Annotated in this window: 23 protein-coding genes; 6 read left to right on the top strand and 17 right to left on the bottom strand. The window is 70.7% G+C overall.

What is annotated here, in order from left to right:
* Nucleotides 1–81: 81 nt before the first annotated feature.
* Complete coding sequence (gene ggt / locus AS97_RS34485; protein ID WP_210567339.1) at nucleotides 82–1863, bottom strand: gamma-glutamyltransferase; 1782 nt, start codon at nucleotides 1861–1863, stop codon at nucleotides 82–84.
* 276 nt (nucleotides 1864–2139) lie between these two features.
* Between ggt and AS97_RS34480 the strand changes: the two genes are divergently transcribed.
* The gene (locus AS97_RS34480; RefSeq protein WP_125761341.1) at nucleotides 2140–2895 is read left to right on the top strand and encodes a hypothetical protein; all 756 of its coding nucleotides are present in this window, start codon (nucleotides 2140–2142) and stop codon (nucleotides 2893–2895) included.
* A 20-nt stretch (nucleotides 2896–2915) separates the two neighbouring features.
* Here AS97_RS34480 and AS97_RS34475 read toward each other — a convergent pair whose 3' ends face one another.
* On the bottom strand, nucleotides 2916–3668 hold the full coding sequence (locus AS97_RS34475) for an ABC transporter permease (protein ID WP_210566219.1): 753 nt from the start codon (nucleotides 3666–3668) through the stop codon (nucleotides 2916–2918).
* A 65-nt stretch (nucleotides 3669–3733) separates the two neighbouring features.
* The gene (locus AS97_RS34470; protein WP_059141884.1) at nucleotides 3734–4513 is read right to left on the bottom strand and encodes an ATP-binding cassette domain-containing protein; all 780 of its coding nucleotides are present in this window, start codon (nucleotides 4511–4513) and stop codon (nucleotides 3734–3736) included.
* A gap of 91 nt (nucleotides 4514–4604) precedes the next feature.
* On the opposite strand from AS97_RS34470, the gene AS97_RS34465 reads away from it, so the two are divergent.
* The 3 genes from AS97_RS34465 (at nucleotide 4605) to AS97_RS34455 (ending at nucleotide 7857) form a co-directional block, all read left to right on the top strand.
* The gene (locus AS97_RS34465; RefSeq protein ID WP_086708561.1) at nucleotides 4605–5258 is read left to right on the top strand and encodes a TetR family transcriptional regulator; all 654 of its coding nucleotides are present in this window, start codon (nucleotides 4605–4607) and stop codon (nucleotides 5256–5258) included.
* Nucleotides 5246–5575 (top strand): DUF6204 family protein, encoded by a 330-nt coding sequence (locus AS97_RS34460; protein ID WP_059141840.1) that lies wholly within the window; start codon nucleotides 5246–5248, stop codon nucleotides 5573–5575. Before AS97_RS34465 ends, AS97_RS34460 begins: the two co-directional genes overlap by 13 nt.
* Nucleotides 5576–6240: 665 nt before the next feature.
* Nucleotides 6241–7857, top strand: coding sequence for an alpha/beta fold hydrolase (locus tag AS97_RS34455; RefSeq protein WP_210567338.1), 1617 nt, complete (start codon nucleotides 6241–6243; stop codon nucleotides 7855–7857).
* Between the two features lie 37 nt (nucleotides 7858–7894).
* On the opposite strand, the gene AS97_RS34450 is transcribed toward AS97_RS34455, so the two are convergent.
* From AS97_RS34450 to AS97_RS34430, 5 genes are all read right to left on the bottom strand, one after another.
* A complete protein-coding gene (locus tag AS97_RS34450; RefSeq protein WP_059141839.1) occupies nucleotides 7895–8764 on the bottom strand; it encodes an amino acid ABC transporter permease in 870 nt (289 codons plus the stop codon).
* Nucleotides 8761–9405, bottom strand: a complete 645-nt coding sequence (locus AS97_RS34445; RefSeq protein WP_059141838.1) for an amino acid ABC transporter permease — start codon at nucleotides 9403–9405, stop codon at nucleotides 8761–8763. Before AS97_RS34445 ends, AS97_RS34450 begins: the two co-directional genes overlap by 4 nt.
* A gap of 10 nt (nucleotides 9406–9415) precedes the next feature.
* The gene (locus AS97_RS34440; RefSeq protein WP_059141882.1) at nucleotides 9416–10330 is read right to left on the bottom strand and encodes a glutamate ABC transporter substrate-binding protein; all 915 of its coding nucleotides are present in this window, start codon (nucleotides 10328–10330) and stop codon (nucleotides 9416–9418) included.
* A 16-nt stretch (nucleotides 10331–10346) separates the two neighbouring features.
* Nucleotides 10347–11093, bottom strand: a complete 747-nt coding sequence (locus AS97_RS34435; RefSeq protein ID WP_059141837.1) for an amino acid ABC transporter ATP-binding protein — start codon at nucleotides 11091–11093, stop codon at nucleotides 10347–10349.
* 184 nt (nucleotides 11094–11277) lie between these two features.
* Nucleotides 11278–11718: a DUF6278 family protein gene (locus AS97_RS34430; RefSeq protein WP_059141836.1), complete on the bottom strand. Its 441-nt coding sequence runs from the start codon at nucleotides 11716–11718 to the stop codon at nucleotides 11278–11280.
* A 378-nt stretch (nucleotides 11719–12096) separates the two neighbouring features.
* Between AS97_RS34430 and AS97_RS34425 the strand changes: the two genes are divergently transcribed.
* Nucleotides 12097–13923 (top strand): SGNH/GDSL hydrolase family protein, encoded by a 1827-nt coding sequence (locus AS97_RS34425; RefSeq protein WP_210566218.1) that lies wholly within the window; start codon nucleotides 12097–12099, stop codon nucleotides 13921–13923.
* 116 nt (nucleotides 13924–14039) lie between these two features.
* On the opposite strand, the gene AS97_RS34420 is transcribed toward AS97_RS34425, so the two are convergent.
* From AS97_RS34420 to AS97_RS34405, 4 genes are all read right to left on the bottom strand, one after another.
* Nucleotides 14040–14819: an exodeoxyribonuclease III gene (locus AS97_RS34420; protein WP_086708559.1), complete on the bottom strand. Its 780-nt coding sequence runs from the start codon at nucleotides 14817–14819 to the stop codon at nucleotides 14040–14042.
* A 76-nt stretch (nucleotides 14820–14895) separates the two neighbouring features.
* Nucleotides 14896–15543 (bottom strand): MBL fold metallo-hydrolase, encoded by a 648-nt coding sequence (locus AS97_RS34415; protein WP_059141833.1) that lies wholly within the window; start codon nucleotides 15541–15543, stop codon nucleotides 14896–14898.
* A gap of 184 nt (nucleotides 15544–15727) precedes the next feature.
* On the bottom strand, nucleotides 15728–16921 hold the full coding sequence (gene pcaC, locus AS97_RS34410) for a 4-carboxymuconolactone decarboxylase (protein ID WP_247204577.1): 1194 nt from the start codon (nucleotides 16919–16921) through the stop codon (nucleotides 15728–15730).
* Nucleotides 16922–17051: 130 nt separating this feature from the next.
* On the bottom strand, nucleotides 17052–17537 hold the full coding sequence (locus tag AS97_RS34405; protein ID WP_236670027.1) for a transposase: 486 nt from the start codon (nucleotides 17535–17537) through the stop codon (nucleotides 17052–17054).
* Between AS97_RS34405 and AS97_RS34400 the strand changes: the two genes are divergently transcribed.
* Nucleotides 17524–18339 (top strand): integrase core domain-containing protein, encoded by an 816-nt coding sequence (locus AS97_RS34400; RefSeq protein ID WP_349017616.1) that lies wholly within the window; start codon nucleotides 17524–17526, stop codon nucleotides 18337–18339. The genes AS97_RS34405 and AS97_RS34400 overlap by 14 nt on opposite strands.
* Nucleotides 18340–18462: 123 nt before the next feature.
* Here the strand turns inward: AS97_RS34400 and AS97_RS34395 are convergent, their stop codons facing one another.
* The 5 genes from AS97_RS34395 to AS97_RS34375 form a co-directional block, all read right to left on the bottom strand.
* Nucleotides 18463–20238: a fatty acyl-AMP ligase gene (locus AS97_RS34395; protein ID WP_210566216.1), complete on the bottom strand. Its 1776-nt coding sequence runs from the start codon at nucleotides 20236–20238 to the stop codon at nucleotides 18463–18465.
* A gap of 46 nt (nucleotides 20239–20284) precedes the next feature.
* A complete protein-coding gene (locus tag AS97_RS34390) occupies nucleotides 20285–21670 on the bottom strand; it encodes a condensation domain-containing protein (protein WP_119986164.1) in 1386 nt (461 codons plus the stop codon).
* Nucleotides 21670–21936 carry an acyl carrier protein gene (locus tag AS97_RS34385; protein ID WP_086709729.1) on the bottom strand — a complete coding sequence of 89 codons (267 nt, stop codon included), beginning with the start codon at nucleotides 21934–21936 and terminating at the stop codon, nucleotides 21670–21672. The genes AS97_RS34390 and AS97_RS34385 overlap by 1 nt, the downstream gene beginning before the upstream one ends.
* A 79-nt stretch (nucleotides 21937–22015) precedes the next feature.
* The gene (locus AS97_RS34380; RefSeq protein ID WP_086709730.1) at nucleotides 22016–23737 is read right to left on the bottom strand and encodes an acyl-CoA dehydrogenase; all 1722 of its coding nucleotides are present in this window, start codon (nucleotides 23735–23737) and stop codon (nucleotides 22016–22018) included.
* Nucleotides 23734–25587 (bottom strand): acyl-CoA dehydrogenase family protein, encoded by a 1854-nt coding sequence (locus AS97_RS34375; RefSeq protein ID WP_086709731.1) that lies wholly within the window; start codon nucleotides 25585–25587, stop codon nucleotides 23734–23736. The genes AS97_RS34380 and AS97_RS34375 overlap by 4 nt, the downstream gene beginning before the upstream one ends.
* Nucleotides 25588–25692 lie beyond the last annotated feature (105 nt).

Here is a 25692-nt window from a genome sequence, read left to right as displayed (position 1 = left end):
GCCGGCTGAGAAGCCGCGGAGCCAGAGCCTGGTCGGCGGGCGCCTGGATCGCACCCGAGCCCGCCGACCCACCGCGTCGGATCAGCGCTTCGGGCTGACCACCATCGCCGAGCCGCCGCCCCGCCGTTCCGTCTCGGCCGCGGCCAGCCACCGTCCGCCGGACAGCCGCTGCACACCGGTGGCCGCCCCGATCTCGGGGTTCTGCTTGAAGGAGTGGCCGAGCGCCTCCAGCTTGGCGCGCTCCGGGCCGTTCCACAGCCCCGGCTCCAGCTCCGTCTGGGCGGCGTTGCGCTGGCTGGCGCGCGGTGCGGCGATCGCGTCGACCAGCGGCAGGCCCCGGTCGAGGTGGTTCAGCAGGGTCTGCAGCACGGTGGTGATGATGGTCGCCCCGCCCGGGGAGCCCAGCGCCAGCACCGGCTTGTGGCCGTCGAGCACGATCGTCGGCGACATGGACGAGCGCGGCCGCTTCCCCGGGCCCGGCAGGTTCGGGTCGTGGACGGCGGGGTCGGCGGGCGCGAAGGAGAAGTCGGTCAACTCGTTGTTGAGCAGGAAGCCACGGCCGGGGACGGTGATCCCGCTGCCGCCGGTCTGCTCGATGGTGAGGGTGTAGGCCACGACATTGCCCCACTTGTCGGCGACCGTGAGATGCGTGGTGTTCTCGCCCTCGTACGTGGTCGGGGCGGCGTGGCCACGGGTGTCGCAGGAGCCGGGCGCGGACGGGCTGTTCGGGTCACCGGGCGGTACGGGGCTCTTGAGCACTGCGTCGTCCTTGATCAGGCAGGCCCGGGAGTCGGCGAACCGCTGTGAGGTGAGCCCCTTGGTGGGGACGTCCTCGGCGGCTGGGTCGCCGACCCAGCGGCCCCGGTCGGCGAAGGCGATCCGGCTGGCCTCGATATAACGGTGCAGATAGTCGAGGTCGCTGAGCTTGGAGAGGTCGGTCCGCTCCAGGATGTTGAGCGCCTCGGCGACGCTGGTCCCGCCGGAGGACGAGGGCGCCATGCCATACACGTCCAGACCGCGGTAGGCGGTCCGGGTCGGGGCCTGCCGCTTCGTTCCGTAGGCCCGCAGGTCCTCGGCCGTCAGATCGCCCGCGCGCACCATGCGCTGCGCCTTCGGGTCGACGGGCGGCTTGCGCACGGTGTCGACGATGTCGCGGCCCAGCTCGCCCTTGTAGACGGCGCCGACGCCCTTCTTGGCCAGCAGCGCGTACGTACGGGCGAGGTCGGGGTTGCGGAAGGTCGAGCCGACCGCCGGGGGCTGGCCGCCGGGCAGGAAGAGCTTGGCGGTGGCCGGGAAGTCCTTGAAGCGGGCCTGGTTGTCGGCGGTCTGCTGGCGGAAGGTGCTGTCGACGGTGAACCCGTCGCGGGCCAGCCGCTCGGCGGGCCTGAGCACCTGCCCCAGCGAGCGGGTGCCCCAGTCCTTCAGGGCGTCGTTCCAGGTGGCGGGGGTGCCGGGGGTGCCGACGCTCAGCCCGCTGGTGACGGCGTCGGCGAACGGCAGCGGTTTGCCGTCCTTGCCGAGGAAGAGCTTCGAGTCCGCGCTGCGGGGCGCGGTCTCGCGGCCGTCGAGCGTGGAGACCTTGTGCCGCTTGGCGTTGTAGTAGACGAAGTAACCACCGCCGCCGACACCCGCCGAGTACGGCTCGGTGACCCCGAGCGCGGCGGCGGTCGCGACCGCCGCGTCCACCGCGTTGCCCCCGTGCCGCAGCACGTCGATCCCGGCCGCCGAGGCGTCGGCGTCCACGCTGGAGACCGCGCCGCCATAGCCGACGGCCACGGGCGTCTTGCCGGGAGCCGGCTTCGCGGTGTCGTCCTGTTCCGGCCCGGCGGCGCCGGCCGGGACGACGCCCAGCACCGCGACCATTCCGGCCGCGGCCGCCAGCGCGGGCAGTCGGCGCCGGACGGCCGCCGCGGCGGACGCGCGGGTGGTGGACGTGGTTGACGATGCGGCTGGTCGTACGGCGTGCCCCATCCGTGACCTCCAAGCGAAACGACAGGGAGCGGAGCCTACCCGCGAGCCTCATGCCCACGACAGGGGTAGATCGCCGATCCGTCCCGCCATCCGTACATGTGTCCGTTCCCGCGTTCGTTCACCCGTACGCTCGAACGCGTACCCGATCGGCCGCTACGATGCGCGGCCATGACAGACACCCTGCAGGACCTGATCGCCTCCGCGGCGGCCCTGATCGTGGGCCTGGCCGCCGGCTGGGCCGTGCACTCGGCGTTCGGGCGCCGCAAGCGCGCCCGCGAGCAGCGCTTCTTCGGTCTGCCGGACGGTTCGGAGTGCGTGCTGGTCACCCACCGGGACAGCACCTCGGCCCACTGGAGCATCCCCCGCCATGACGCGCTCGCGCTGCTCGGTCTCGCGTCGGTCGTGGAGAACTGCGGGGCGCACACCGAGGTCGCCCCGCATGACACGGGGCTGCAGGGCTTCGGCGCGCGCACCGAGTTCTGCGTCGGCGATCCGACCGCGCACCGCAGGCTCGCCGCCCATATGACCAATCTACTGCCGGGCGTCACCGTGCACCCGGGGGACGACTCCGGCACGGACCGGGGGACGTTCACCATCGCCGGTACGCACTACCGCCCGGAGCCGGGCACGGTCGAGTATGTGCTGCTGGCCCGGTTGACGGCGGGCGACGACAGCCGGCCGGTCTTCCTGACGGCAGGTCAGCGGCCGGTCACCCATCGCGCCGCCGTCCGCCATCTCGTCCGCAACCGCGCCCGGCTGGCCCGGAAGTACGGCGCCCAGGGCTCCTTCTGTCTGCTGCTGAAGGTGGTCAACTCCCAGGCGTACGGCCCGGATCTGGTGGAGCTGGTCGCGGATGTGACCAAGCCGGCGACCACCTCGGCGGGTCCCCGCGCCGCCGCGAAGGCGGCCGCGAAGGACGACTGAGCCGGCCCTGAGCCACCGGCTCAGCCACGGACCCGGCCGAACAGGCGCGCCCCGCCCAACAGACACAGCGCCGCCAGGGCCAGGGTGACGGCCGCCCCGACGGCGACCGTGGTGTTGGCGTAGTGCCCCATGAACACCTGGCGCACCGCGTCGACCGTGTAGCGGAACGGCACCGCGCGCGAGGCGCCCTCCAGCCATCCGGGGGCCAGGGTCATCGGCAGCAGCAGGCCGGAGAGCAGCATCAGCGGCATGGCCGCCGTGTTGGCGATGGCGGCGAACTCCGGGGGTGTGCGCACGTTCATGGCCAGCCCGTAGGAGAGCGCGGACAGCGCCGCCGCGAGCACGGCCACGAAGAGCAGGCCGATCAGCACGCCGGGGAGCGGGGCGCGCAGCCCGAAGGCCAGGCCGAGCAGCACCAGCAGCACCGACTGGGCCACCAGCTGGACGACATCGCGCAGGGTGCGGCCGAGCAGCAGCGCGAGCGGGCTGACCGGAGTGACCCGCATCCGGTCCAGTACGCCGAGGTTGCGGTCCATCAGCAGTCCGAGGCCGACATACGACCCGCCGAGCAGGGCGAGCTGGACGAGCACACCCGGGACCAGCGTCTGCCAGGACGATCCGCTGACGCCCATGTCGAGTCCGGTGAGCAGCGGACCGAAGAGGGCGAGGAAGAGCAGCGGCTGGAGCATTCCGAAGATGAGATTGGTCTTCGAGCGAAGCGTCGAGCGCAGACAGCGGCCGAAGACGATGCCGGTGTGGGCGAGAAGAGTCATGAGAGGGCCTTGGGTGGTCGGGGGCGACGTCGGATTGCTCAGACGGCCCAAAAAGCTCGGATGGCTCAGATGGCGAGGGGTTCATCGGCCGTGGACCGGCCGGTGATGGCGAGGAAGGCGTCCTGGAGGCTGGCGGCCGGATCGCCCGCATAGCGGCTCTTGAGTTCGGCGGAGGTGCCCTCGGCGACGATCCGCCCGGCGTCCACGACCACGATCCGGTCGGCGAGCGCATCGGCCTCGTCCAGATAGTGGGTGGTGAGGAAGACCGTGGTGCCGTGCTCGGCACGGACGCGCCGCACCAGGTCCCACAGCTCGGCCCGGCTGCCGGGGTCGAGACCGGTGGTGGGCTCGTCGAGGAAGAGCACCTCGGGCCGGTTGACCAGACCCAGCGCGATCTCCACCCGGCGGCGCTGACCGCCGGAAAGGGCGGCGGTCGGGCGGTCCATGAGTCCCGACAGGCCGAGCTCACCGGCGAGTTCATCAGCGCGCCCGGCCGCCGCGCCCCGGGACATCAGATGCAACCGGCCCTGGGTGACCAGCTCCTCGCGTACGGAACACGCGGGGTCCAGGCCGCCCGACTGGGCAACATAGCCGATCCGCCGCCGCACACCCGCCGGATCGCGGAGCAGATCGCGCCCGGCGATCTCGGCCTCGCCTCCGCTGGGCGGCAGCAGGGTGGTGAGCATGCGCAGGGTCGTGGTCTTACCGGCTCCATTGGGGCCCAGGAAACCGAGGATCTCGCCGCGGCCGACGGTCAGATCGATGCCACGGACGGCGTACACGGGGCCGCTGCCCAGCGAGAAGGTCCGGGTGAGGCCGCGAACGCGGATGACGGATGAGGACATGCCCACGATCACAGCACAACGCGATCCAAACTTGCAATCGACTTAAAGTTAGTAAGGGAGCGCAAGTTTGCAGCGGGCTACACTGACGGCCATGAGCGAAGGACTGCGGGAACGGCACAAGCGCCGTACGCGCCGACGGATCGCGGACGTGGCCACCGGCCTGTTCCTGGAGCGGGGCTTCGACCGGGTCACGGTCGCCGAGGTCGCCGCGGCCGCGGAGGTGTCCGTCAACACCGTCTACAACTACTTCCCGGCCAAGGAGGATCTGGTCCTGCCGCCCGACCAGGCGTCCCCCCAGCGGATCGCCGACATCGTGCGCGAGCGCCCGCCCGGCCGGTCCGCCGCCCAGGCGGTGCTGGACCGGCTGCGCGAGGAGGTCGCGCGCCGTGATCGCTCGCTGGGGCTGACCGAGGGCTTCGGCCCGTTCTTCGCGATGATGCGGGCCGCCCCCACACTGGTCGCCAGGCTGGAGGAGCTCGGCCACCGGATGAACGACGAACTGGCCGCTGTGCTCGCCGAGGAGACCGGCAGGGCGCCGGAGGATCCGCTGCCGCGTGTGGTGGCCGCCCAGATCAGCGGCTATCACTCACTCATCTTCGGCGAAATCGGCCGACGCGTCACGGCGGGCGAGGGCCCCGACGCCATCGCCGAGGCCGTGACGGAACTCCTCGACGCCATCGAGGAGATGCTCGGCGCGCCGATGATCGACTACGCCGTACGGGAGGAGCGACCGTGTTCCGAGTGACCATCCGGGGAGCCTTCGAGGAGCTGGGCGAGGACGATCGTGAGGCGCTGCGCAGCGCGGTCGACTCCTTCCAGGTGGGCTTCACCGAGGCGGGCACCTTCACCTGCGACCAGAGCCTTTCGGCGTTCACCTTCCGCTGTCAGGTTCCGGCGGAGCCGGATGACGGTGAACGGGAGGCGACCGAGGGAGCCATCGCGGCGCTGGCCGCGCATGGTTACCCCCATCGGATCCTGCGGGTCGGGGTGACGGACATGCGGGACATCAAGATCCGCCGCAAGGGCGGAAGACGCAACCCCCGCGGGGCGGGCGGCACGTAGCGCGATGGGCGGTGCACGCGATCCCGCGCGAGCGGCGGTACGGGGGTGTCCGGCGGGTCTTCCCCCCCTCCCCGCCCCTTTCCGCTACCAGGGGTTTCACCCCTGGACCCCGAGCTCCGGGACGGAGCCCCGCCTTCCAGCCCCTCCGGCACTTAAGGAGCAGGACCCAGGACGGAGCCCCACCTTCCAGCCCCTCCGGCGCTTAAGGAGCAGGACCCAGGACGGAGCCCCACCTTCCAGCCCCTCCGGCACTTGAGGAGCAGGGCCTGGGACGGAGCCCCAGTTGCGGGAAGGGGCGGGGAGGGGAACAGCCCGCCACAGGCGTCGCGATCCGTCGAACACCCCCTGAGCGCGGGACCCATGGCCCAGCCCGGGGCCAGGACTCGACGCGGAGCCAGGACTCGACGCGGGCTTCCGCTCGCGCGGAATTCCGCACAGGCGGGGCCGGGCCCTTGCGGATCCGGCCCCCGGATAGCGCCCCGGGCGCGGCCGGCCCCGGCAGCCGACCACGACCTTTATCGTTACCCATGCGTAACTTGCCGCGCTATTACCGCCGGTAAACACCCGAGTTACCGTCAGGTCACCAGCACCGGTGCTCCCCTGCCCCCACGGCACCCCCACCAGGAGCCACAGTGACCCCTGCCCGCAAAGCCCTGCGCCCCACGATGGCCGCCGCCGTCTCGGTGACCGTCCTGGCCGGCACGGCCTTCGGCCTCGCCCCCTCCGTCCAGGCCGCGGCACCGGCCCCGACCACCGCCATGGCCGCCTCCTCCGACTCCGCCTCCGCCTCCGACTCCGCCTCCGCCTCCTCCTCGGGCGTCTCCATACGGTTCGTCGACATCCCCGGCGACGGCGGCGTGAAGCTGGCCGCCAACGTCGTGGCCCCAGCGGACGCCGACGCCTCCCGCCGCCTGCCCCTCGTCGTCCTGCCCACCAGTTGGTCCCTGCCCCAGGTCGAATACCTCGCCCAGGCCAAGAAGCTCGCCGAAGCCGGCTATGTGGTGCTCACCTACAACTCCCGCGGCTTCTGGCAGTCCGGCGGAAGGATCGAGACGGCCGGGCCGCCCGATATCGCCGACGCGTCCAAGGTCATCGACTGGGCGCTGGCCAACACCCCCGCCGACCCCGACCACATCGGCATGGCCGGGCTCTCCTACGGCGCCGGGATCAGCCTGCTCGCGGCCGGTGCCGACCCGCGGGTCAGGGCCGTGGTGGCCATGAGCGGCTGGGCGGATCTGGTCGGCTCGATCTACAGCGGCCGCACCCAGCACGCCCAGGCCGCCGGGCTGCTCGCCGGGGCCGGGGAGCTGACCGGCCGGCCCAGCGATGAACTCCGGCAGATCCTGGACGACTTCTTCTCCTCCGACCTCGCCAAGGAACCGGATCTGATCGCCTGGGGCAAGAAGCGGTCCCCGGCCGCCCAGCTCGACCGGATCAACGCCAATGGCGCGGCCATCATGCTGGGCAACTCCTGGGGCGACTCGATCTTCCCGCCCAACAGCTACGCCGACTTCTTCGAGAAGCTGACCGGCCCCAAGCGGCTGGAGCTGCGGCCCGGCGACCACGCCACCGCCGAACTCACCGGACTGCTCGGACTGCCCAACACCACCTGGAGCCACGCCCGCCAATGGCTGGACCGCTACCTCAAGGGCGAGCGCAACGGCATCGACACCCAAGCGCCGGTGCGGCTGATGTCCCGTACAGCGCGCGGCGACGACTACGAGGGCTACCCCAGTTGGTCGGCCGTCCCCTCCGAGCAGCGCCGCGTCCCGCTCGCCGGCACCGAGAAGATCACCGCCAATCACGACTCCGGTGCCAACGCCGGAACGGTGCTGCTGGGCGGCGCCCTCGACCAGTTCCTGAAGGTCCCGCCGCTGGCCTCGATCCCACTGCTGCCCCGGTCCCGCGCGGCCGTCTGGCAGACCGGAACCTCCGCACGCGAGCAGCGCGTCCGCGGCACCGTGAAGCTCCACACCACCGTGACCAGCGACCGCTCGGACGGTACGGCGGTCGCGTATCTCTACGACGTGGGCCCGCTGGGCGTCGGCAAGCTCATCACCAACGCCCCGGTCACCTTCCACGACCGCACCCCGGGCACGCCGTTCGGAGTGGACCTGGAGCTGTTCTCCACGGCGTACGACGTCCCGGCGGGCCATCGGCTGGCGCTGGTCGTCGACACCGTCGACCCGCTCTACATCGAGCACAACCCCGACGGCGCCCATCTCACCTTCTCGTCCCCGGCCGCCGACCCGTCCTACCTCACGGTCCCGGTCCGCGACTGAAGCGGCTCAAGGGACGCAAGCCCTCCGGCCGCCCCGGTCAGCCGCGGGTGTCCCCCGGCATCGGGGCGGCCGGTTCGGCCGCGGCGACCTCGACCTGGCGGGTCTTCACACTGCGCCGCTCCCGCTTGGCCACCCAGTTGGCGAACCACGACAGCAGCATGCACATCCCGATGTAGATGGGCGAGATCACCATGACCACCGGGATGAACGGCAGGTCGTAGTCGAGATTGGACGCGATCAGCTTTCCGGCGTGCAGAAACTCCTCATAGGTGATGAGGAAGCCGAGCGAGGTGTCCTTCAGGGCCACCACCAGCTGGCTGATGATGGCCGGCAGCATCGCCCGCACCCCCTGCGGCACCAGCACGGACGTCATGACCTGGGTCTTCCGCAGCCCGAGCGAGTACGCCGCCTCGCGCTGGCCCCGGTCCACCGAGTTCACCCCGGCCCGGAACACCTCGGCCAGCACCGAGCCGTTGTACAGCGTCAGCCCGGTGACGAGGGCGGGCAGCGGCTGGACCTTCAGCGCCACGAAGACGAAGAAGATCATCACCAGGACGGGCATCGCCCGGAAGAACTCCACCAGCAGCGTGGCCACCCAGCGCACCGGGCGATGCTCGGAGAGCCGCCCCGCGGCGAGCACTCCGCCGAGCGCGAGCGAGAGGACCGCGGCGATCCCGAACGCCTTGAGGGTGCCCGCGAGCCCGTTCAGCAGCAGCTCCTGGATGCCCTTGTACTCGAACGGCATCCACTTGCGGTAGGTGAACTGGCCGGTGTGGATGAGGAGGTAGATGATCCAGCCGAGCAGGACCAGCAGCGCGGCCGTCCCGGCCAGCGCGTAGATCCGGTGCCGGCGCCGGGTGTGCGGCCCGGGGACGTCGTAGAGGGCGGTGGTCGAGGGGGCGGTCATCGCTGCACTCCCCAGTGCCGCTCCAGCAGGGAGAAGAGCGCGCTGATGGCGAGAGTGATGATCAGATAACCGGCGGCGATCCAGACGAAGGACCAGATGATGCTGTAGCCCCGCTCATTGAGGGGTTTGTAGGTGCCGAGCAGTTCGGTGACGCTGAACGACCCGGCGATGGCCGAGTTCTTGGCGAGCGCGATCAGGGTCGATCCGATCGGCGGGATGACCGAGCGGAACGCCTGCGGCAGCACCACCGCGCTCAGCGTCTGGTCGAACGTCATGCCCAGGCTGCGGGCCGCCTCGCCCTGCCCCACCGGCACCGTGTTGATGCCCGCGCGCACCGCCTCGCAGATGAACGCCGAGGTGTAGCAGCCGAGCGCGATCACTGCGAAGACGGTGAACGGCAGCACCAGCCCGAAGCGCGGCAGCCCCAGCATCACCGCGAAGAACAGCAGCGTCAGCGGGGTGTTGCGGAGCACCGTCACCCAGGCGGTGCCGAAGGCGCGCAGCGAGGCGACCGGCGCCACCCGGAAGGCGGCCATCAGGATGCCGAGGGCGAGGGCGAGCAGCGAGGCATAGACGGTCAGCTCCACGGTGCCGAGGAAGCCCTTGCCGTAGAGCGAGAAGTTCTGGGTGAGCACGTCCATGGGAGGGCCTTCAGCCGGTGCGGTAGCGGTCGATGGGGGGCGGCTTGGGGGCGGGCACACCGGAGAGGCCCAGGGTCGCCTCGTACGCCTTCCTCCAGTTGCCGTTGCGCTCATGGACCTGGATCGCGTCGTCCAGCGCGAAGCGCAGCGCGTTGTCCGGCTTGGGCACGCCGATGCCGTACGGCTCCTTGGAGAAGGGCCGGCCGACCACTTTCAGCTCCTCGGGGGCCTTGGCCGCGTAGCCGAGCAGGATGGTGTTGTCGGTGGTCACCGCGTCGACCTGGAAGCTGAGCAGGTTGTCCACGCACACCGAGTACGTGTCGTACGCGACCGCGCGGGCCTTGGGGTAGTCGGCCTGGATGCGCTGCAGCGGGGTCGAGCCGGCCACCGAGCAGACCGTTCTGCCCGCGAGGTCGGCGGGGCCGTGGATGTCGTCCTCGTCGGTGCGCACCAGCAGCGACTGTCCGGCCATGAAGTACGGCCCGGCGAAGCCGACCAGCCGTTTGCGCAGCGGATTGATGGTGTAGGTGCCGACGTAGAAGTCGATCTGGCCGCTCTGCAGCGCGGTCTCTCGGTTGGCGGAGGCGATGGTCTGGAACCGGATGGTCTTCGGGGGGAAGCCGAGTGAGGCGGACATCATCCGGGCGATCTCGATGTCGAAACCCGAGTAGCGGCCGGTGGCCGGGTCCCGCTCGCCCAGATAGGGCTGGTCCTCCTTGACCCCGACGGTGAGATGGCCGCGGCGCTCGGCCCGGCGCCAGGTGGGCGAGGAGGGCAGCCGGAAGCCGGTCGCCACCTTGTAGGTGGGCAGCTTCTCGGCCCGGGGTCCCTTGGCGGGCGGGCTGCCCTCCTTGCCGCAGCCGGCCATGAGCAGCAGGGCCAGGGCCGTTGCGAGAGCGGCGGTCGCGCGGCGCAGACGCCTCATGTCCGTCATCACCGGCTCAGTGCTTGAGGATCTTGGACAGGAAGTCCTTGGCCCGCTCGCTCTCCGGGGCCCTGAAGAACTCCTCCGGCGGACGGTCCTCGACGATCCGGCCGTCGGCCATGAAGACCACCCGGTTCGCGGCGGAGCGGGCGAAGCCCATCTCATGGGTGACGACGACCATCGTCATCCCTTCCTGGGCGAGCTGGCGCATCACCTCCAGCACCTCGTTGATCATCTCCGGGTCGAGGGCGGAGGTCGGCTCGTCGAAGAGCATCACCTGCGGATCCATCGCCAGCGCGCGGGCGATGGCCACCCGCTGCTGCTGGCCGCCGGAGAGCTGGGCGGGGAACTTCCCGGCCTGGTCGGCGAGTCCCACGCGGTCCAGCAGCTCCATGGCGCGCCGCTCGGCGTCCTGCTTCCCGCGGCGGCGGACCTTGGTCTGACCGAGCATCACATTGGCCACCACGGTCCGGTGGGCGAAAAGGTTGAACGACTGGAAGACCATGCCGACCTCGGCCCGCAGCCGCGCCAGCTCCTTGCCCTCCTCGGGCAGCGGCCGGCCGTCGACGACGATGGAGCCTGACTGGACGGTCTCCAGCCGGTTGATGGTCCGGATCAGGGTGGACTTGCCACCGCCGGAGGGGCCGATGATCACGACCACTTCGCCGCGCCCGACGGTGAGCCCGATGTCCCGCAGAACGTGCAGCGCGCCGAAGTGCTTGTTGACGCCGTGCAGCTCGATCAACGGCTCACCGACGGCCATACCCGGCCCCACCCACCTTCCGCTGTGTCCCGGTTAGCGCAAGCTATCCGGGCAATCGCGGAGTATCAGGTACGGACACGCGTCGATGGGCGGATACCGCCCGACAGGGTCTATGGGGGTGTCGGCCCCGCCGGGGCCCCGCCCCGGACCCCGCTCCTCAAACGCCGGAGGGGCTGGATATCCCCTACGCCTCGGCGACCTCTGCGTAGCGCCGGGAGAGTTCGGGGACGCCGTCGGCGGCCCACTGCTGGCCTGCCTCCACGACGTCCACCTCCCGGCCGGAGGCCAGCAGGACGACGGGCCGGCCGTTGGGCCACACCTGCCAGACGGCCCCGGGGACAGTGCGGACAATGACCGTGCCGAGATAGAGACCGGCGTCGTTACCGAGCCAGGGGAGCTCGTCCGGGTCGTCGCGCCAGCGCGGCGCCATCTGGTCGAGCGCCTCCAGGGAGGCTGTCGAGTCATCAAGTCCGATGCCCGCGGCCGCGGCCCGCGCGCGCAGCAGCTCGCATTCGGAGAGCAGTTGGGCGACACCCTGGGGATCCTCCTCCTGGGCGCCCATCAGGGCCGTGCCCGAGGCGGGGCCGCGTCGCTTGCGCCAGTTGCCCAAGAAGGAGATGTTCATACGACTCAGCGTGGCATCCGCGCCACCGGCGCACCACAGGGCGCGCGGTGTGAGCTGTGACCCGATGCTGGGGGGGCGGCATGAACGCGGCGCGACGCGGCGCGAGACGTGACCCGTTGCTTGTCTTGACGACACCCAACCGTCCTTCTACGTTCTCCCCGCGCCTGTCGGATCGCCAAAGGGGTGCGGTGCTGTCGAAAGGGAGAGCGTGCGCGGACCCTGAGACTGCGATCGATACGCGGCTACCGCCGCGCGAGGGGCCGAACACGGTCGACCGTCGGCAGGGGCATCTCCCAGCGGTAGCTGGGGGAGGCATAGGCGCCCCGGAGGCAATCCACACCGTAGAGGCTGTCAGGTTGGTTGCGAGAGGGGACACTTATGCGCGTCGCGAGACCCTGGACAGCCGCCGGGATCGTCGCGGGAGGTGTCACTCTCGTACTCCTCGCGCCTTCCTCCGCCGCACCGGCCAGTGTGCCGGCCCAGGCGACCCGGCCGACCCATAAGCCGCTCCCTCTGGAGCGGCTTTTCGACAACCGGGCGGTCAGCGATGACGCCCGGCCGGGTGACGCCGACTTCGACGGCGCGGGCTCCTCGCTCTCCGCACAGGATCTGCGGGCCGCCGGCTGGACCCCGGGGCGTGACATCGCCCTGGACGCGGCGCGGCTGACCTGGCCGAGGAGCGCGGGGGCACGGCTGGACAACGTGATCGCCGACGGACAGGCGGTGCGGCTGCGCGGGCGGGGCGAGGCGCTGACCTTCCTGGTGGCGAGCAGTTCACCGGACGGGCCCGGCGCCGGGGCGAGCGGTGTCGGCACGGTGCGCTACCGGGACGGGTCGAGCCGTCCGTACACGCTGAGCGCGCCGGACTGGCGGGCGGGCCCCGCCGCCACCAAGGCCGTCGGGCTCCCCCATCTCAACACCGCCGCCGGGCAGCGGCAGGAGACGGCCCGGCTGTACGCGGTGGCGGTGCCGCTGGAGCGCGGCCGGGATGTCGCGTCGGTGGCGCTGCCGAGGGATCCGGGCCCGGCCGCCGACCTCCATGTCTTCGCCGCGTCGCTGCGGCAGCCCGCGGACGGCTGGACGGGGAGCTGGGCGGCGAGCACCGCCGGGTACACCAAGGCCGGGCCGTGGACCGATCAGACGCTGCGGCTGGTGGTGCACACCAGCGCGGGCGGGCCGAGGGCCCGGGTCCGGCTGGAGAACACCTTCGCCGCATCGCCCGTGGAGATCGGCCATGCGACGGTCGCGCTCCAGGCGAGCGGCGCGGCGGCGCAGGGCGCACCGGTGCCCCTGACCTTCGGCGGGCGGCCGGGGGCGTCGGTCCCCGCGGGTGCGCAGGCGTTCAGCGATCCGGTGGACTTCCCGGTTCCGGCGGACGCCAATCTGCTGGTGAGCATCCATCTGCCGGGTCCGGTCGCGGCGGTGCCGGTGCACAGCCAGGCCACCCAGCGGTCGTATCTGAGCGCGGCGGGCAGCGGTGACCGGACCGGTGAACAGGGCGCCGAGTCCTATACCGGCACCCTCACCACCTGGCCGTTTCTGACCGGGGTCGATGTGCGGGGCGGGCCGGGTTCGGTGGTGGCGCTCGGCGACTCGATCACCGACGGCACCAAGTCCACCCATGACGCCAACCGCCGCTGGCCCGATGTGCTCTCGCGCCGGCTGCGCGGCCAGTCCGAGATCCCGGCGTACGGCGTGCTCAACGCGGGCATCTCCGCCAACCGCGTGGTCGCCGACCGCTATCCGGGCGAGGGCGTCTCCACGGACACCGGCGGGGTCAGCGCACAGCATCGGCTGGAACGGGATGTGCTCGCCCAGACCGGGGCCCGTACGGTCGTCGTCTTCCAGGGCATCAACGATCTGCGCTGGGGCAGCTCGGCCGAGGAGCTGATCGCGGGGATGCGGTCGCTCGCGGCGCGCGTGCATGAGCGCGGGCTGCGGGTGGTCGGGGCGACCATCGCCCCGTGCGAGGGCGAGTCGCTGTGCACGCCGGACGCGGACGCGCGGCGCTCGGCCGTCAACGCCTTCCTCCGGGACAGCGGCGGGGCGTTCGACGCCGTGCTGGACTTCGACGCGGTGGTGCGGGACCCCGAGCATCCGGCGCGGATCCTGCCCGCCTACGACAGCGGGGACCATCTGCACCCGGGGGACGCGGGGTTGCGGGCGATGGCGGAGTCGATCGACCTGCGGAAGCTGGTGGGGTAAGCGGACGCCTCGGGGGGGGCTCGCGTGTCAGGGGACGCCTCGGGGCGCTCCCGCGTAAGCGGACGCCTCGGGGGCGCTCCCGTGTAAGGGGGCTCCCCGTGCGGCACGTCCCCGGGTCACACCTCCAGGTCGACGACGACCGGGGCGTGGTCGGAGGCGCCCTTGCCCTTGCGCTCCTCGCGGTCCACATACGCGTCGCCGACCGCCTTGGCGAACACCTCGTTGCCGTAGACCAGGTCGATCCGCATACCGCGGTTCTTGGGGAAGCCCAGCTCCCGGTAGTCCCAGTAGGTGAAGGGGCGGTCGTACTTCAGCGGCCGCGGCACCACGTCCGACAGCCCGGCCTCGCGCAGCGCCGCCAGGGCCTCGCGCTCCAGGTCGGTCACATGGGTCAGCCCGTCGAAGGCGGACCGGTCCCAGACGTCCTCGTCGGTCGGCGCCACATTGAAGTCGCCGAGGACCGCGAAGGGGCGCTCACCGGCCGCGTCCCCGGCGACCGTCGTGCGCAGCGCCTCCAGCCAGCGGAGCTTGTAGTCGTAGTGGGGGTGGCCGATCTCCCGGCCGTTGGGCACATAGACCGACCAGAGGCGGACCGGGCCGCAGGTGGCGCCTATCGCCCGCGGCTCCTGGCCGCCGTCGTAGTCCGGGCCGCCGGGGAGGCCCACGGTGACGTCCGTGAGACCGGCCTTGGAGATCAGCGCCACTCCGTTCCACCGCCCGGTGGCGTTGACCGCGGCCTCGTAGCCGAGCTCGCGCAGCGGCTCGTAGGGAAAGGCGGACTCGGCGCACTTGGTCTCCTGGACGCACAGGACGTCCGTGCCGCTGCTCTCCAGCCAGGCGAGCAGCCGGGGCAGCCGGGCGGTGATCGAATTGACGTTCCAGGTCGCGATGCGCATAGGGGACAACCTACATCCCGGCTATGACAGCCCGCCCGGCCCGCACAGGGCGCCGCTCCCCACCGGGCTCCGGCCCTCAGAGGGTGAGGGATTCGCCCGGTGTCAGCCGCAGGTGCTCGGCGCCGCCCGTGCCCGGTCCGTCGGGGCCGAGCATGCGGCCGTAGACCATGTGCGCGAGGTCGGACAGCAGGGCGTCGTGGATGTCGACGGCCCGGCGCGGGTCGACCGCGCGGACGTAGTCGAGGACCTCGGCGAGCTTGTTCCAGGGGGCGTGGACCGGCAGCATCAGCGTGTCCACCCGCCGCCCGGCGGGCACGGTGAGCGCGTCGCCGGGGTGGAAGAGCGCGCCGTCCACCAGATAGCCCACATTGGTGATCCGCGGGATGTCGGGGTGGATGACGGCGTGCAGCTGGCCGTGCACCTCGATGTCGAATCCGGCGGCGGTGAAGGTGTCGCCCTCCCCGACGGTGTGCACCCGCCCGGGGAACGCCGCCGAGATCTGGCCGGAGACGCTGGAGAGCGTCCAGATGTGGGCGGCGGGGTTGGCGTCGAGCGCCGTGCGCAGCCGCTCCTCGTTGAAGTGGTCGAAGTGCTCGTGGGTGACCAGGATCGCGTCCGCGCCGACCGCGGCGTCCTCTTCGCTGAAGGTCCCGGGGTCGATGACGAGCGCCTGCCCGTCCTTCTCGATCCGGACGCAGGCATGGCCCTTCTTGGTGAGCTTCATGGAGATCATTGTGCTACCGGGACCCCCCTGGCCGTACTAGGCAAGTCGGAGGAAGTCCGCCATGGTTCGGCAGCGCCCCGAAGGGGCGCGGGGCTGTATCGATATCGGCTCCGCCGCCGGGCGCGACCAGCCACGGCGGCGCCGCAGCCGGCCAACGACGCATCGCAGCACTTCCAGCGGAGTGCTAGCCCTCCGGGCTTGTCTCCTCGCGGATGACGCGCTGGGCCACGGCGAAGGCGGAGTTCGCGGTCGGCACCCCGCAGTAGACGCCGGTGTGCAGCAGCACCTCCTTGATCTCGGTGGGGGTCAGCCCGTTGCGCAGCGCGGCGCGGGTGTGGAAGGCGAGTTCGTCGAGGTGGCCACGGGCGGCGAGGGCGGTGAGGGTGACCACGCTGCGGGTGCGCCGGTCGATTCCGGGCCGGGTCCACACCTCGCCCCAGGCGTAGCGGGTGATGAAGTCCTGGAAGTCGCCGGTGAACTCGTCGGTCAGGGACTGCGCGCGGTCCACATGGGCGTCGCCGAGCACTTCGCGGCGTACCTTGATGCCCTGGTCGTACGCGTCGGAGCGGACGTCCACCAGCGGCTCGGGCACGTTGTGGCCATACTCGACGACCTCGGCGCCCGGCGGCATGGGCGAGAGCACGGGCTTGAGCGGGGGCGCGGGGACCGCGGTCATCCCGGTCGGGTGGTCCGGGGACTGCCAGGAGCTGGAGAAGTGGCGCACCAGCAGATCGGTGACGGCCATCGGCTGTTCGACGGGGGTGAGATGGGAAGCGCCGGGGACGAGCGCGAGCCGGGCGTCGGCGATGCCGGCGACCAGGACGCGGGCGTCGGCGGCCGGGGTGACCTGGTCGTCGGCGCCGACCACCACGAGGGTGGGGATGCCGATCCGGCTCAGCTCGGCGCGGATGTCGAAGGCGGCGAGGGCCTCGCAGGCGGCGATGTAGCAGCCGGGGTCGGTGGTGCGGACCATCTGGACGGCCCAGTCGACGATGGCGGGCTGCGAGGCGGCGAAGGCGGGGGTGAACCAGCGCTCGGGGGTGGCGCGGGCGATCGGGTCGAGGCCGTTGGTGCGGACCACGACGCCGCGCTGCCGGAAGGAGTCGGCGGTGCCGAAGCGCGGGGAGGCGGAGACGAGAGCGAGTGAGCCCACTCTCTGGGGATGTCGGAGCGCGAGTTCGGCGCCGATGGCCCCGCCGATCGAGCAGCCCGCGTAGCCGAAGCGCTCGACCTCGAGCTGGTCGAGGGTGGCCAGCAGCCGGGCGGCGAGCTCGGCCACGGAGGGGGCCGGATGGGCGGGCGCGCCGCCGTGGCCGGGGAGGTCGAAGCGGAGGACGCGCCAGTGGCGGGACAGCTCGGGTATCTGGCGGTCCCACATGTGCCATGTTGTACCGAGGCTAGGCCCGAGCACCAACACGGGTGCGTCCTCTGGCCCATCTACCTGGTATTTCAGTGTCGTCCTGTCTGCTTCACTCACGCTCACACGCTCCCACGTCTCACGGACGCCCCTATAACGAGGGGATGCCGGATGCCGGCCTGACCAGGTTGAAGACCTCTCGGGCGGCATATCGCTTGAGGCATCGGATGATCTCACGTCGGGTCTTGCCCTGCTGGGTACGGCGTTCGTAGTACGCCTGGGTGCGCGGGTCGTGGCGCAGCCGGGTGAACACGATGCGGTGCAGGGCTGCGTTCGCCTGCCGGTCGCCGCCACGGTTGAGCCGGCGCGAGCTCCGCCTGCCTGAGGAGTACTCGACGGGGCTGACTCCACACAGAGCGGCGAAGGACGCCTCGGTGTTCAGCCGCTCGGGGTTGTCTCCCATGGTGATCAGGAGCGTGACGGCGCTGTCCGGGCCGATGCCCACCGGCACGAGCAGCTGCGGGGCGTGGCGTTCGACGAGCCGGGTCAGGCGCTTATTCAGCTCATCGATCTGTGCGGTGAGCTGCTCGATGCGCTGGGCCAGCAGGCTCAGAGTGATGTGAGTGGCTTGGGCCACGGCGTCCTCATCGCCCCCGCCGTCTTCGCCGTCGAGCTGGCCGAGGCGCGCGCAGGTGCGGAACAGCTCGCGGTTGCCCAGACCGGACAGCCCGCAGCGCCGGGTCGGCGATGACCAAGACGGCCTTGAGCTGATTGATCGCCTGAGTACGGGCCTTGACCGCGGACTCCTTGGCGAGTTTGAACATCCGGGCGCAGTGCACCGGACCGTCACCCGTTTTGGCGCGGGCCTTGGCGCGACCGCCCCGCCGCATCCAGAAACGGCTCGGCTACCTCAGCCCGATCGAGTACGAGGAGAAACATTACGCCAACCAGGCAACGGCCGAACAAGTGAACCTGAAACCACGTCAACCCGCCCTGACCAGCTAGTCAGCCACCCCCGTACAGCGGGGGAACCTCAGTTCCTCATCCGCGACCGGGACAGCAAGTTCACCGCCGCGTTCGACTCCGTCTTCGCCGGCAACGGCACAGCCGTCATCCCGACCCCGCCGCAGAGCCCACTGTCAAACGCGTTCGCCGAACGATGGATACGCACAGCCCGCGCCCAATGCACCGACCGTATCCTCATCACCGGCGAACGACATCTGCGCACCGTCCTCACCACGTATGCCGAGCGCTACAACGCGGGACGGCCCCACCGCAGCCTGGACCTACGAGCCCCAGACGACGACCCGAACATCATCCCCCTACATGCTCGCACGGTCAGGCGCCGACAGGTACTCGGTGGACTGCTCAACGAGTACCACAGCACGCTGCCCCGACCGCCTCACCATCGACAGAGAACGCCCAGCTCAGCAGCCTGATCGGAATAATGACACCCTTCAGGACCCATGGTGGCTGATGCCGGGAGTGTCTGCCGAGGGCCATCCGCTGTCACTGGGCGCGGTCCGCTCAGTGACAGGGACTCGTGACTCCGCCTTGGATGGTCAAGCGCGGGCGATCAGCCCGCCGACCTCACGGTTCACGTCCAACCAGCGGGTCTCCAGGCCGCCTTCGAGGAACGTGGCACGCATCGCCGCCCGCTGAATCTTCCCGCTCGTCGTGCGGAGGACCCCGCCCCGGCGAACCAGAGCGATGGCGCCCGGCCGGATGCTGTACTCCCGGATGAGATCCGCCCGCATGCTCCTCGTAAGCGTCGCGAGGTCGTCCTGGGAGATTCCGCCGCGCACCTCGTGCGTCACGATCAGCTGTTCTTCGACGCCGCCGCCCGGGCTCTGGACGGGTACGACGAAGGCCGCGCCGAACAGTCCGACGAGCTCGGGGCGCCGGGCCCGGAGGAAGTGCTCGATGTCCTGCGGGTAGATGTTCCGGCCGCGCAGAATGATGAGTTCCTTCAACCGCCCTGTGACGTGGACCTCGCCGTTGTGGAGAGTGCCCAGATCGCCTGTCCGGAGATAGCCGCCGTCGCCGTCCGCCGTGACGGCCTGGAACGTCTCGCGCGTGGCGTCCTTGCGGCCCCAGTAGCCCTGGGCGACGCTCTGCCCCCTGAGCCAGATCTCGCCGACCCGTCCCTCCTGCAGCACCTCGCGGGTCTTCGGGTCGACGATCCGTATGTCGTAGTCCTGCCCGCTGCCGCAACTGACCACGTCGCGGCCGCCCGACGAGAGGGGGACCGGACGGAAAGTGTGGTGTTCCAGGAGGGTGTCGTCAACATGGCTGACAGCCAGCTCGCGCTGTCCGGTGCCGGAGATGAAGACGGTCGCCTCGGCCATGCCGTAGCAGGGGGCCATGGCATCGCTGCGGAAGCCGGCGGGTGCGAACCTCTTGGTGAACGCGGTGAGCGTGGCCGCCTGGACGGGCTCGGAGCCGTTGGCGGCGAACCTCCAGCGGGACAGGTCCAACTCGGCCAGTTGTTCCTCGGTGACCTGCCGGGCGCAGAGGTCGTATGCGAAGTTGGGAGCGGCGGACCATGTGATGTCGTACTTGTCAACCATCTTCAGCCACCAGTGGGGGCGTTTCAGGAAGGTGGTCGGCGTCATCAGCACGCAGGTGCCGCCGAGCAGGAGCGGGGGCAGCAGAATTGCCAGCAGTCCCATGTCGTGGTACTGCGGGATCCACGACCCGAAGCGGGTGGTGCGGTCGAGGCCGAAGGGCCGACAGAGGATTTCCGAGTTGTGCAGCAGGTTCCCGTGGCTGACCATGACTCCCTTGGGAGTCGAGGTGGAGCCGGAGGTGTACTGCAGGAGGGCCAGCGTGTCCTGGTCCATGCCGCGCAGACGCCAGGCCTCGGCATCGGAGTCGGAGAACTCCGGCCCGTCCGTCACCGCCCAGCGCAGCCCCTGTGCCGGCTGCGACACGGCCCAGTCCCCCACGGAGGCGGAGGCCGCGTGGCAGGTGAGTACCACCGCGACCGAGGCGTCCTCGGCGATGGAGTCCACCCGGCGCCGTTGGTGCTGGTACTGCCCGGGCAGTGAAGAAGGGACGGCGATCATACTCGCGTACAGGCAGCCCACGAAGGCAGCGGCGAACTCCGGGCCCTCGGGGTAGAGCAGCAGGACCCGCGTGCCGGGCGCGTACCGCCTCTGCAACCAGCCGGCGATCTTGCGTGCTTCGTGATCGAGCCGACCGTACGACCAGGTCTCGTCGCCACCCTCCATCGACGGATCTCGTACGAAGATGATCGCCGGGGCGTGCGGAGCGGTCAGCGTGTTCTCCCGGATAAGCGCTGTGGCGCTGGAATGGTGCATGAGTGAAACAGCCATGGTGTCCCCTGTGCATGAGGTGGCGGATCGTGCGCGGTGACGGATTTCAGTCGTCGGCTGTGCCCAGTGCCAGCAGGGCGCCCAGCTCGGCGTCGTCGAGCAGTGAAGTGCCCGCGACCAGCGCGTTCGGGTCTTCGACGGCCGCGGCGAGCAGTTCCACGTAGTGGTCGAGGAACTGCCGTACGGTCTCCTCGTCGAACAGGTCGGTGGCATAGCGGAACACCGCGGTCAGCGCCGATTCGCTCTGTCGCATCTCCACGGAGATGTCGAACTGCCCTTCCATCTGCGGCACATCGACCAGGGAGAGGGGTAGTCCCCGGTACTCGGCCTCGCCACCGGTGGCGGCGGCCTCGGTGACGAGCTGGAGTAGCGGTTCCAGACGACTCGGGGCGACCATGGTGAACGCGATGCGCGCGGGGGGATTCCGGCTCGTGTACCGGCTTTCCCCTGCCAAGAGGGCATAGGGGTAGGCGCCGTGCTTCATCGCCGCCAGCACATGACGCTGTGCTGCGGCCGCCGCCCCGGCGAAGGTCGTCGCCGGGCCGAAGTGGGCGGGCAGAGTGAGGGTGTTCACCAGGTAGCCGACGACCTGGCGCATGCCGGGACCGGTTCTGGTGGTGGTGGGGCAGCCCACCAGGAAGCCGGGTTCGCCGCTGTAGCGGTGGATGAACGACTGGAACACGCCCAAGAGCAGGGCGAACGTGGTGACGCCCGTCTGCTGTGCGGTGTGCCGCAACCGGGGCACCAGGCGGTCGGGCACGCGCAGCTCGCAGGTGGCGCCGTCGAAGAGTGCTCGGACCTGGGGGCGCGGACGGTCCATGGGCAGCTCACCAGCGGGTGCCGCGCCGCAGAACTCCGCCCAGAAGGAGCGCAGTTGTTCGCGGCGTGGGCCGGAGAGCGTCCGCTGCTCCGCGGCCACGTAGTCGTCGTAGCCGCGTCTGAGTGGCGGCAGTTGTGCCTCCTCGGGGGCGGTGTAGGCGTCGAGGAGGTCCTGGAGCAGCAGCCACTGCGAGGTCGCGTCGGTGACGATGTGGTGCGTGGCCACCGCGAGCACGACGTCGTCCGGCGCCCGGCGCAGCAGTAGTGCCCGGCACGTGCCCCGGCCGGAAAGATCGAAGGGAGCTTCGCCGAACTCCCTCACCCACTTGACCAATTCTTCCGCGCCGGCCTCCGGCACGTCCCGTACAGCGAGGGCGACCGTGTTCGGGGGCCCGACGAGGCGCCGTGGGCCGGCCGCCGTCTCGGCGATGGTGGAACGGAGCACGTCGTGACGGTCCACGACGGCGCGCAGGGCCTGACGGAGCCGGTCGTCGTCGAGGTGGGCGCGGATGCGCAGTGCGCCCTGGACGTTGTAGGCGGGGCTGTCGGGAGCCATCCGATACAGGAACCAGAGCGCCTCCTGGCCGATGGACAGGGGCCGCGAGTCCTGCATCAGGCGGCGTCCAGTTCGGAGTGTATGTAGGCGGTGAGGGCGTCGATGGTGGGGTGGTCCCAGGCGAGCGTGGCTTCCACGACCAAGCCGTACTCCTCCTCGACATCGCCGCAGAGCGTGAGCGCGTAGACGGAGTCGAGGCCGATCTCCACCAGCTTGGCGTCCCGCGCCACCTCGGCCGCGTTGATGTCGAGGAAGTACGCGACGCGTTCGGTGAGCCAGGCGCTGATGGACCCGGTGGTTGCCGTGGTGCTGGTCTCGGGCATGCGGAGACTCCTTGAGGACTCGAAGTGTTGGAAGGTGAGTGTGGGACGGGGAAGCGAGGGGTGGCCGGCGAGCGAAGGCTCAGGCGCGGGCGAGCCGCGGCCGGCAGAAGTCGAAGCCCTCTCCTCGCTCGACGCGGGCGACCAGTTCCGCGAAGAGCTGCCCCTCCGAGGCGCCTGGCAGGGGGGCCACGTCGTGGCCGAGCCGTGCGGCGATCCGGGTCAGCACGCCGGTGAGCCACAGCGGGTCGCGCAGGAAGGCGTCCTCGCTGTGCTGGTTGTGCTGCCATATGCCGATACAGGTGGCCGCCATCGCGAGATGGGCGTAGCGGTCCGCGAGGGCGAAGCCAGCCCGGCCCGCGACGACGGAGTGCTCGCGCGGCGGCAGCGCCAGGCAGCGCTCGCGCAGCTCCCGTAGGTCTCCGCACAGGCGATTGACCAGTTCGAGGGTGCCCACGGGCAGGACGCCGTCCGGGTCGGGGTGGTGAAGTACGGCCGTGAGCTGGTCGACGCCGCGGGATGTGAGCTCGAGGGCCTGGTAGTCGATATCGCTCAGGGGCGCGTCGAGCCGGAACAGTTCGGGTGCGGGCGGCGTGGCGCGCAGCCAGCTCTTCGTGGCGAGGCGGGGGAGCTGGGGGAGCATGGTCGCCTGGCACACCGACGCGTTGGCGTGCGCGAAGGTGATGGCGGTCAGGTCCCGGGCGAACTTCTGGAAGATGCCGTAGGCGCCGTCTCGCAGGTACGACTGCGCGCCGAGGATGGTGCCGAGGTCGTACGAGGTCCGGTGGAGGATCTTCGGCGCGAGGTACTTGGCGGCCGCGGTCAGGACACTGGTCTGGTCCGGCACGACGTGCAGTCCGCGGCATGCCACGGTGGCCAGGCAGTCGGCGGCCAACAGATCGAGGAAGGCGCCGACGAGTGTGGCCCGGGCGTGCGGGATGTCCGCCACGCGGCGTCCGTAGAGTCTGCGTTCGAGCGTGAAGACGGCGACGGTGCGCAGCTGGGTGTCCGAGGTGCCGACCATCATGCCCGGCAGGAGCGCCCGCGTGGTCTGGAAGGCCCGCAGGACGGTTTCCATGGCTCCTCCGGGCGGGCCGATGAAGGCGTCGGCCGGAACCGGGTAGCCCGTGAACTCGGCGCCTCCGATCAGGCAACCCCGCAGCCCGACGGTCGGGTAGCGGAAGTCACGGCGCAGTCGGCCCGCCGGTCCGTCCGTCAGATCCACGAACAGGTGGGAGTGGCTGCGGGTGCCCGAGCCGGTGTCCGTGCGGGCGAGCAGCACGACGGCATCGGCCCTGCCGATGTTGTTCACGACCTGCTTGCGGCCGTTGATGAGGAGGCGGTCCCCGTCCTTGTCCCTGACGGCGGTGAGATCGGTCCGGGTGAAGTCGTTGCCGTGGGCCAGTTCGTTGTATCCGGCAGCCGTCTTGGAGCCGTTCAGCAGGAGTTCGGCCATCCGCTGCTGCTGGCGCTCGCTTCCGGAGGTCCACATGGCGGAGGCGGAGATGTAGTTGGTGAAGCCGTAGCCGAGGGCCAGGGTGGGATCGCGCCGCGAGACAGTGCGGGTCAGATGCATCAGGCGGTCGATGCGGCTCAGGCGGCCGCCGAGCGTGCGTGGCACGTACTCCGCGTTGAACCGAAAGGCGTCCAGGGCCTGTTCCCCTTCGGTGAGCATCTCCCCCCGCTCGTCCGCGGAGAGTACGGCTCGGAAGCCCAGCGGATTGTCCGGCTCGTGGGCGTCACCCAGTGCGTCCTCCAGAGCCGTTGCCGCCGCGATGGGCAGGACAGGGGCGGTCGCGCTCATGACGCCTCCAGGGACTCGACGGACTCGGCTGAGAGAGGGAAGGGCAACAGGGAGAACATGTGGTCCGTCTCGTACTGGCTCAAGAGCGGGGCCATGAGCCGGTCCAGGGCATCCTCGCCTCCGGCCGCATCGCCGTTGTGGGGGGCATCCGCGAGCACGCCCGGACGCAGCCGGGTGACGATGCGGCTGAGGCAGGCCTCCAGCCACAGACCGTTCTGCCACAGTTCATCGCTCGCGGACGTGCCCCGAGGCGCCGAATCCCGGTTGCGCAGCCAGAGCTGGAGACAGGCCGCCGCCGCGGCGCACAGGGTGTAGCGCTGAGCGAGATCGAAGGCGAAGGCGGGCACGTCCCGGGGCGTGGGGCGATGGGCCGCCATCAGTTCATGGGTCTCGTCGGCGATCCGGTGCACGGCTCCGGCCAGCGCCAGGAGCGACTGGGGCACCTCGCCACTCTCGGCGGCCTTGCGCAGCTCGTCGACGCTGTCCGGCAGGGACGCGGTGACGCTGTTGCCGGTGCGTGAGGTCAGGACGAGCCGGGTCGGGTCGAACTCCGGAAGACCCGCCGTGAGTTCGGCCGCCCGGGCGAGGCCGTCGACGTTGGTGCGGCCGGCGCGGTAGCCCTTGGCGAGCGTGCCGAACTGATTGATCAGCGCGTTCAGGTTGACCAGCGTGTTGCCGTCGAAGACACCGACGATCTGGTGGTCCCGCTCCAGCTTCGGAAAGAGGCCGTGTGCGAACTCCTCGCTGAGGTAGCTGCGCGCCCCCAGGAGCTGTCCCAGGCCACGGATGAGCTCGTCGCCCGTGCTCGGCACGAGGTACTTGGCCACACTCGAGGTCACGCTCATCTCCTCGGTGAGCGTGTGCACGCCTCGACTCGCGATCAACGTGACCGCCTCCATGACGAGCAGGTCGGCGTAGGTTTCGGTGAGGGTGCGGCGTGCTTGGGGCAGGTCGATGAGTCTGTGCTCGTACAGCTGGTGCCCTAACCCGAACCGCACCGCGATCCGCAGCGCCCGGTCGACCGCGCCCAGGGAGAGAGCGGTGCACAGTGTGCGGGTGATCTGCAGGCTCCGCAGCACGATCTCGACGCCCTGACCGGGGGCTCCGATCAGGGCCGCGGCCGGGATCTCGGCGCCGTCGAAGGAGATGCCGCTGATGTCGGCGCCGCGGATGCCGAGCGTACGGGCGGCGGGCAGACACATGTACGTGCCCGGCGCGAGCTGCTTCTTGTCCACGAGGAGCAGGCTGAAGCCCCGGGCGCCTCCCTCGGGTGTGGCGCGGGCCAGGACGCAGACCAGCTCGCCGCGCGTCGCGTTGTTGATCAGCCACTTCTCTCCGTCCAGGCGGTAGCCGTCCGCCGTGGGCGTGGCGGTGAGCCCGCCGGAGAGGAGATCGCTGCCGTGCCCCCTTTCGGTCAGTCCCCACGCGACCACCGTCCCGGCCGCCACCCGGGCACCCAGATCCGCCTGTTGGGTCGGGCTGCCCCCCACCCAGGTGCTCACCGAGCCCAGATAGGTCTTCGTATGGGCGATCGCCGCGGTCAGATCGCGACGGGCCACCACCCGGACCAGCTGGATCAGGTCCTCGTAGCTGCGCAGCGCACCGCCGTGCTCCTGTGGCACGTAATACGTGGCCATTCGCAGGGCGTCGAGCTGACGCACCGCGCCCTCGGGGAATTCCTCCCTGGCATCGAGTTCGCGGAGACGGGCTGCGGAGAAGGGCAGATCCCGCCGGCCGGGATCGCCCAGCTGTTGGTCGAATCGGCCGGCCAGGTCGTACGGGGCATAGCCGGCCCGGTCGTGCGGCGTATTGCGAGCCCGTTGGTCCGGGACAAACTGGGGTTTCGTCACGACTCCACCTGGATCAGAGAACACATGAGTTCCGAATACACCCCAGTCTTGGACACCGGCGGGAGTGCTGTCGCAGGTCGGGACTGACAGGACCTTGCGGTGGCA

This window comes from Streptomyces sp. AgN23, from assembly GCF_001598115.1.
GTDB classification, from domain to species: Bacteria; Actinomycetota; Actinomycetes; order Streptomycetales; family Streptomycetaceae; genus Streptomyces; species Streptomyces antimycoticus.
Note: the sequence above shows the minus strand (reverse complement) of the source record. Positions and strands in the feature narration are given on the sequence as shown.